Here is a 6585-nt window from a genome sequence, read left to right on the forward strand (position 1 = left end):
ATCCGGAATGGCGATGGCCCGATTCTATCGAAGAATGGCTATCGGGCCACTGTCCCCGTGAGCGATGCGCGCCGACAATGCATCGCATCGCGCCGCTGGCCGTCCCGTTCCGGGGCGGGGCCGCGCCACCGCACCAGGAGCCCGCCATGTCGAACGCCGTCCCGCATTCCGCTTCCCAAACCGTTCCCCGTCGCGCACTGATCGTGATCGACGTCCAGAACGAATACGTGACGGGCAACCTGCCGATCGACTATCCGCCGCTCGACGTGTCGCTCGCGAACATCGGCCGCGCGATCGACGCCGCGCATGCGGCCGGCGTGCCGGTGATCGTCGTCCAGCACGTCGCACCGGCCGGCGCGCCGATCTTCGCGCCCGGCTCCGACGGCGTCGCGCTGCACGCGGTCGTTGCCGGCCGGCCGTATGCGCACCTGATCGAGAAGCAGCAGGCAAGCTCGTTCGCCGGGACCGACCTCGCTGCGTGGCTCGACGCGCACGGGATCGACACGCTCGCGGTGGCCGGCTACATGACGCACAACTGCAATGCGTCGACGGTCTATCACGCGGCGCACGCGGGGCTGAATGTCGAGTACCTGAACGACGCGACGGGTGCGCTGCCGTACGAGAACGAAGCTGGCGCGGTGAGCGCCGAGGAGATTCACCGCACGTACGCGGTCGTGTTCCAGTCGAACTTCGCGGCCGTGATGTCGACCGACGCGTGGATCGCGGGGCTGGCCGGTGCGCCGATGCCGAAGCGCGATTCGGTCGCCGCGTCGAACCGGCGGGCCCGCGCGCAGCGCGCGACGGTGGCCTGAAACGGGAGGGAGAGGGGGGAGGGCGCGGGCGGCGCGCCGCCCGATGAAACAAACAACCCCGCAAGCGCGCGCTCGACGCGCGGTCAGTCGCCGTCCTTCAGCATCGCCGGGCTGAAGCGCAGCATGTCGAAACAGCCGTCGACGAGCTTTTCCGCATGCTGCTCGGCGTCGACCTCGTCGGGCAGCATTAGCATGTCGCGCACGAAACCGCTGACGAGCGTGTGCAGCATCAGCGTCGCGCGCCACGTATCGAGCCGCTCGGGCAGCAGCTTGAGCCGCACGGCCCCCGCGAGATCGGCATCGATCGCGTGCAGCGCCTCGCTCATGCCCGCACGGTTGCGCTGGAGCAGCGGCTCCAGATCCGCGACGTACTCGCACTTCATGAACAGGATGCTGAACACGCGGCGCAACTGCGCGTCGCGCTGCACGCCGAGCAGGCACCAGATCAGGATCTGCCGGATCTTCTCGAGCGGATTGCCGCCCGGCGCGTCGAGCGGCATCCGCTTCAGCTCGTCGATCGGCAGAAACACGCGGTCGAACATCGCGTCGAACAGTTCGCTCTTGTTCGCGAAATGCCAGTAGATCGCACCGCGCGTCACGCCGGCGTGCTGGGCGATGTCCGCGAGCGACGTGTGCGACACGCCCTTCTCGAAGAACACGTGTTCGGCGGCGTCGAGAATGCGGTTACGCGTCTCGAGCGCCTCCTCCTTGGTACGTCTGACCATGTGCAGGCCTGATTGGAATGAGCGTAGGTGAATTTAGGGTCTGCAACCCTCTGCGCAGTCATATAGACTGGCTATGCTTGCGATTGGTAACAATCCGTAAGACTGGACGGCAGGCGGGGCATAAACGGGCTTTTTACATACATTCATGAATGTATATACAATACCACCCTACGATCGAATGACCCAAGTGGCAATCAGTTAATATCCCACTCTGCTGATTCCCGCCAAAGTTCCAGTCCGCAGTGCGGGGCAACCTGTCGGCACGGAGGTTTCGTGCCGCTTGCTGTATCTAGCAGTCCAGTATTTCAGGTGTTCGATCTGCGCCGTGAGGCGCATCCGTGTCGCGCTCCCTCCGGTGGGGTGCGGCACTTATTCCATTGGTTATACACAGAGGTCGCTCCATGCGCGTCGAACGGGTTCCATACCGCTTAATCACTGTCGCGACGGCCGCCGTTTTCCTGGCCGCGTGCGGGAAAAAAGAATCGGCACCGCCGCCGCAAACGCCGGAAGTCGGCGTCGTCACCGTCCAACCGCAAGCCGTACCGGTCTTCAGCGAACTGCCGGGCCGCACCAGCGCATTCCTCGTCGCGCAGGTGCGCGCACGAGTCGACGGCATCGTGCTGCGTCGTGAATTCACCGAAGGCACCGACGTCAAGGCCGGCCAGCGTCTGTACAAGATCGATCCGGCGCCGTACGTCGCCGCACTGAACAGCGCGAAGGCAACGCTCGCGAAGGCGCAGGCGAACCTCGTCACGCAGAACGCACTGGTCGCGCGCTACAAGGTGCTGGTGGCCGCGAACGCGGTCAGCAAGCAGGACTACGACAACGCAGTGGCCACGCAAGGCCAGGCCGCGGCGGACGTCGCGGCCGGCAAGGCAGCGGTCGATACCGCGCAGATCAACCTCGGCTACACCGACGTCGTGTCGCCGATCACCGGCCGTGTCGGCATCTCGCAGGTGACGCCGGGCGCGTACGTGCAGGCGAGCCAGGCGACGCTGATGTCGACGGTGCAGCAGCTCGATCCGGTGTATGTCGACCTCACGCAGTCGAGCCTCGAAGGCCTGAAGCTGCGCCAGGACGTGCAGAGCGGCCGCCTGAAGACGAGCGGCCCGGGCGCCGCGAAGGTGTCGCTGATCCTGGAAGACGGCAAGACCTACTCGGAAGCCGGCAAGCTGCAGTTCTCGGACGTGACGGTCGACCAGGCCACCGGTTCGGTGACGATCCGCGCGGTGTTCCCGAACCCGGGCCGCGTGCTGCTGCCGGGCATGTTCGTGCGCGCACGGATCGAGGAAGGCGTGAACGAGAACGCGTTCCTGGTGCCGCAGATCGGCGTCACGCACGACCAGAAGGGCCAGGCGATCGCGATGGTGGTGAACGCCAGCAACAAGGTCGAGCCGCGTCCGCTGAAGACCACCGGCATGCAGGGCCCGAACTGGATCGTCGAAGGCGGTCTGCAAGCGGGCGACCACGTGATCGTGCAGGGCGGCGAGAAGGTGCGCCCGGGTGCGACCGTGAAGTCGGTACCGGCACAGCTCGCACCGGCGGCTGCCGCCGCATCGGGCGTCGCCGCCACCGCCGCGCCGGCTGCCGCCGGTTCCGGCGCCGCTGCCGCTTCCGGTGCTGCCGCATCGGGCGCCGCGCCGGCGAGTGCTGCCGCTGCTTCGAGCGCGCAATAACAGGGAGCCTGTTTCATGGCAAAGTTTTTTATCGATCGCCCGATCTTCGCGTGGGTGATCGCCATCATCCTGATGCTGGCCGGGGTTGCGGCGATCTTCACGCTGCCGATCTCGCAGTATCCGACGATCGCGCCGCCCTCGATCCAGATCACCGCGAACTACCCGGGCGCTTCCGCGAAGACGGTGGAAGACACGGTGACGCAGGTGATCGAGCAGCAGATGAGCGGTCTCGACAACTTCCTGTACATGTCGTCGACCAGTGACGACTCGGGCAACGCGACGATCACGCTGACCTTCGCGCCGGGTACCAACGCCGACATCGCACAGGTTCAGGTGCAGAACAAGCTGTCGCTCGCGACGCCGATTCTGCCGCAGGTCGTGCAGCAGCTCGGCCTCTCGGTGACGAAGTCGAGCAGCAGCTTCCTGCTGGTGCTCGCCTTCAACTCCGAAGACGGCAGCATGAACAAATACGACCTCGCGAACTTCGTGGCGTCGCACGTGAAGGACCCGATCAGCCGGTTGAATGGCGTCGGTACCGTCACGCTGTTCGGCTCGCAGTACGCGATGCGGGTCTGGCTCGATGCGACCCGGCTGACGAACTACGGCCTCACGCCGGTCGACGTGTCGACCGCGATTTCCGCACAGAACGTGCAGATCGCAGGTGGCCAGATCGGCGGCACGCCGTCCACGCCGGGCACGATGCTGCAGGCGACGATCACCGAGTCGACGCTGCTGCAGACGCCCGAGCAGTTCGGCAACATCCTGCTGAAGGTCAACCAGGACGGCTCGCAGGTTCGCCTGAAGGATGTCGCGAAGCTCGAGCTCGGCGGTGAAAACTACAACTTCGACACGAAGTACAACGGTCAGCCGACCGCGGCACTCGGTATCCAGCTCGCGACCAACGCGAACGCCCTCGCCACCGCGAAGGCCGTGCGCGCGAAGATCGACGAACTGGCGCCGTTCTTCCCGCACGGCCTCGTCGTGAAGTACCCGTACGACACGACGCCGTTCGTGAAGCTGTCGATCGAGGAAGTGGTCAAGACGCTGCTCGAAGGTATCGTGCTGGTGTTCCTCGTGATGTATCTGTTCCTGCAGAACCTACGGGCGACGATCATCCCGACGATCGCGGTGCCGGTCGTGCTGCTCGGCACGTTCGCGATCATGTCGATGGTGGGCTTCTCGATCAACACGCTGTCGATGTTCGGCCTTGTACTCGCGATCGGCCTGCTGGTGGACGATGCGATCGTGGTGGTGGAGAACGTCGAGCGGGTGATGGCGGAAGAGGGCTTGTCACCGAAGGAGGCGACCCGCAAGGCGATGGGCCAGATCACCGGCGCACTCGTCGGCGTGGCGCTCGTGCTGTCGGCGGTGTTCGTGCCGGTGGCGTTCTCTGGCGGCTCGGTCGGCGCGATCTATCGTCAGTTCTCGCTGACGATCGTGTCGGCGATGGTGCTGTCGGTGCTGGTCGCGTTGATTCTGACGCCGGCCCTGTGCGCGACGATCCTCAAGCCGATCCCGCAAGGGCATCACGAAGAGAAGAAGGGCTTCTTCGGCTGGTTCAACCGCACGTTCAACAACAGCCGCGACAAGTACCACGTCGGCGTGCACCACGTGATCAAGCGCTCGGGCCGCTGGCTCATCATCTACCTCGTCGTGATCGTCGCGGTCGGCCTGCTGTTCGTGCGCCTGCCGAAGTCGTTCCTGCCGGATGAAGACCAGGGCCTGATGTTCGTGATCGTGCAGACGCCGTCGGGCTCGACGCAGGAAACGACCGCGAAGACGCTCGCGAACATTTCCGACTACCTGCTGAAGGACGAGAAGGAAATCGTCGAATCGGCGTTCACGGTCAACGGCTTCAGCTTCGCCGGCCGCGGCCAGAACTCCGGTCTCGTGTTCGTTCGCCTGAAGGACTACTCGCAGCGTCAGCATGCGAACCAGAAGGTGCAGGCGCTGATCGGCCGGATGTTCGGGCGCTACGCGGGCTACAAGGACGCGATCGTGATCCCGTTCAACCCGCCGTCGATTCCAGAACTCGGCACCGCTGCCGGCTTCGACTTCGAGCTGACGGACAACGCGGGTCTCGGCCACGATGCGCTGATGGCCGCGCGTAACCAGCTGCTCGGGATGGCCTCGAAGGATCCGACGCTGCAGGGTGTGCGTCCGAACGGCCTGAACGATACGCCGCAGTACAAGGTCGACATCGATCGCGAGAAGGCGAACGCGCTCGGCGTGACGGCGGATGCGATCGACCAGACGTTCTCGATCGCCTGGGCGTCGAAGTACGTGAACAACTTCCTGGATACCGACGGCCGGATCAAGAAGGTCTACGTGCAGGCGGACGCACCGTTCCGGATGACGCCGGAAGACCTGAACATCTGGTACGTGCGCAACGGGTCGGGCGGGATGGTGCCGTTCAGTTCGTTCGCGACCGGTCACTGGACGTACGGTTCGCCGAAGCTCGAGCGCTACAACGGTGTGTCGGCCATGGAAATCCAGGGTCAGGCCGCACCGGGCAAGTCGACGGGTCAGGCGATGGCTGCGATGGAACAGATCGCGAAGAAGCTGCCGGTCGGTATCGGCTATTCGTGGACGGGCCTGTCGTTCCAGGAAATCCAGTCCGGTTCGCAGGCGCCGATCCTGTACGCGATCTCGATCCTCGTCGTGTTCCTGTGTCTCGCGGCGCTGTATGAAAGCTGGTCGATCCCGTTCTCGGTGATCATGGTGGTGCCGCTCGGCGTGATCGGTGCACTGCTCGCGGCAACGATGCGCGGCCTCGAGAACGACGTGTTCTTCCAGGTCGGCCTGCTGACGACCGTGGGCTTGTCCGCGAAGAACGCGATTCTGATCGTGGAGTTCGCGCGCGAACTGCAGATGACGGAGAAGATGGGGCCGATCGAGGCCGCGCTGGAAGCGGCGCGCCTGCGGCTGCGTCCGATCCTGATGACGTCGCTCGCGTTCATTCTCGGTGTGATGCCGCTCGCGATCAGCAACGGCGCGGGTTCGGCGAGCCAGCACGCAATCGGTACGGGCGTGATCGGCGGGATGATCACGGCGACGTTCCTCGCGATCTTCATGATCCCGATGTTCTTCGTGAAGATCCGCGCGATCTTCAGCGGCGAGAAGGAAGACGTCGACGAGGCGCTGCGCCTGGCTCAGGAGCACTCGCACCACGAAGAGAAGCCGGGCAACGGCGACGAAGGCAACAAGGGACAGTGATGATGCAAAAACACGCTTTGACTGCAATCGCGGTCGCGCTCTTCGCCACGGGCTGCACGATGGCGCCGCATTACAAGCGGCCCGATGCACCCGTCGCGCAGGCGTACCCGGCCGGCGGCGTCTACGCGACGCAGCCGGGTGCGGCCGGCGCGCGCA

Annotated in this window: 4 protein-coding genes and 1 pseudogene; 4 read left to right on the plus strand and 1 reads right to left on the minus strand. The window is 65.0% G+C overall.

Annotated features, from left to right (window positions below; translation table 11 throughout):
* The first annotated feature begins 146 nt into the window (after window positions 1-146).
* A complete protein-coding gene (locus tag LGM56_RS23060; protein WP_226206856.1) occupies window positions 147-812 on the plus strand; it encodes a cysteine hydrolase family protein in 666 nt (221 codons plus the stop codon).
* Between the two features lie 83 nt (window positions 813-895).
* On the opposite strand, the gene LGM56_RS23065 is transcribed toward LGM56_RS23060, so the two are convergent.
* Window positions 896-1537 carry a TetR family transcriptional regulator gene (locus tag LGM56_RS23065; protein WP_124580883.1) on the minus strand — a complete coding sequence of 214 codons (642 nt, stop codon included), beginning with the start codon at window positions 1535-1537 and terminating at the stop codon, window positions 896-898.
* 401 nt (window positions 1538-1938) lie between these two features.
* On the opposite strand from LGM56_RS23065, the gene LGM56_RS23070 reads away from it, so the two are divergent.
* The 3 genes and pseudogenes from LGM56_RS23070 to LGM56_RS23080 form a co-directional block, all read left to right on the plus strand.
* Window positions 1939-3213: an efflux RND transporter periplasmic adaptor subunit gene (locus tag LGM56_RS23070; protein ID WP_089495538.1), complete on the plus strand. Its 1275-nt coding sequence runs from the start codon at window positions 1939-1941 to the stop codon at window positions 3211-3213.
* A gap of 15 nt (window positions 3214-3228) precedes the next feature.
* Entirely contained in the window at window positions 3229-6429 is a 3201-nt protein-coding gene (bpeB, locus tag LGM56_RS23075; RefSeq protein WP_039368427.1) for an efflux RND transporter permease BpeB, read from the plus strand.
* Window positions 6429-6585: pseudogene (locus LGM56_RS23080) on the plus strand (multidrug transporter); the annotation flags it as partial. The gene bpeB and the pseudogene LGM56_RS23080, both read left to right, overlap by 1 nt.

This window comes from Burkholderia sp. AU38729, from assembly GCF_020419725.1.
GTDB lineage: Bacteria > Pseudomonadota > Gammaproteobacteria > Burkholderiales > Burkholderiaceae > Burkholderia.

Coding starts and splice junctions, on each gene's coding strand:
- LGM56_RS23060 (WP_226206856.1), top strand. CDS start 147: ATGTCGAACGCCGTCCCGCATTCCGCTTCCCAAACCGTTCCCCGTCGC.
- LGM56_RS23065 (WP_124580883.1), bottom strand. CDS start 1,537: ATGGTCAGACGTACCAAGGAGGAGGCGCTCGAGACGCGTAACCGCATT.
- LGM56_RS23070 (WP_089495538.1), top strand. CDS start 1,939: ATGCGCGTCGAACGGGTTCCATACCGCTTAATCACTGTCGCGACGGCC.
- bpeB (WP_039368427.1), top strand. CDS start 3,229: ATGGCAAAGTTTTTTATCGATCGCCCGATCTTCGCGTGGGTGATCGCC.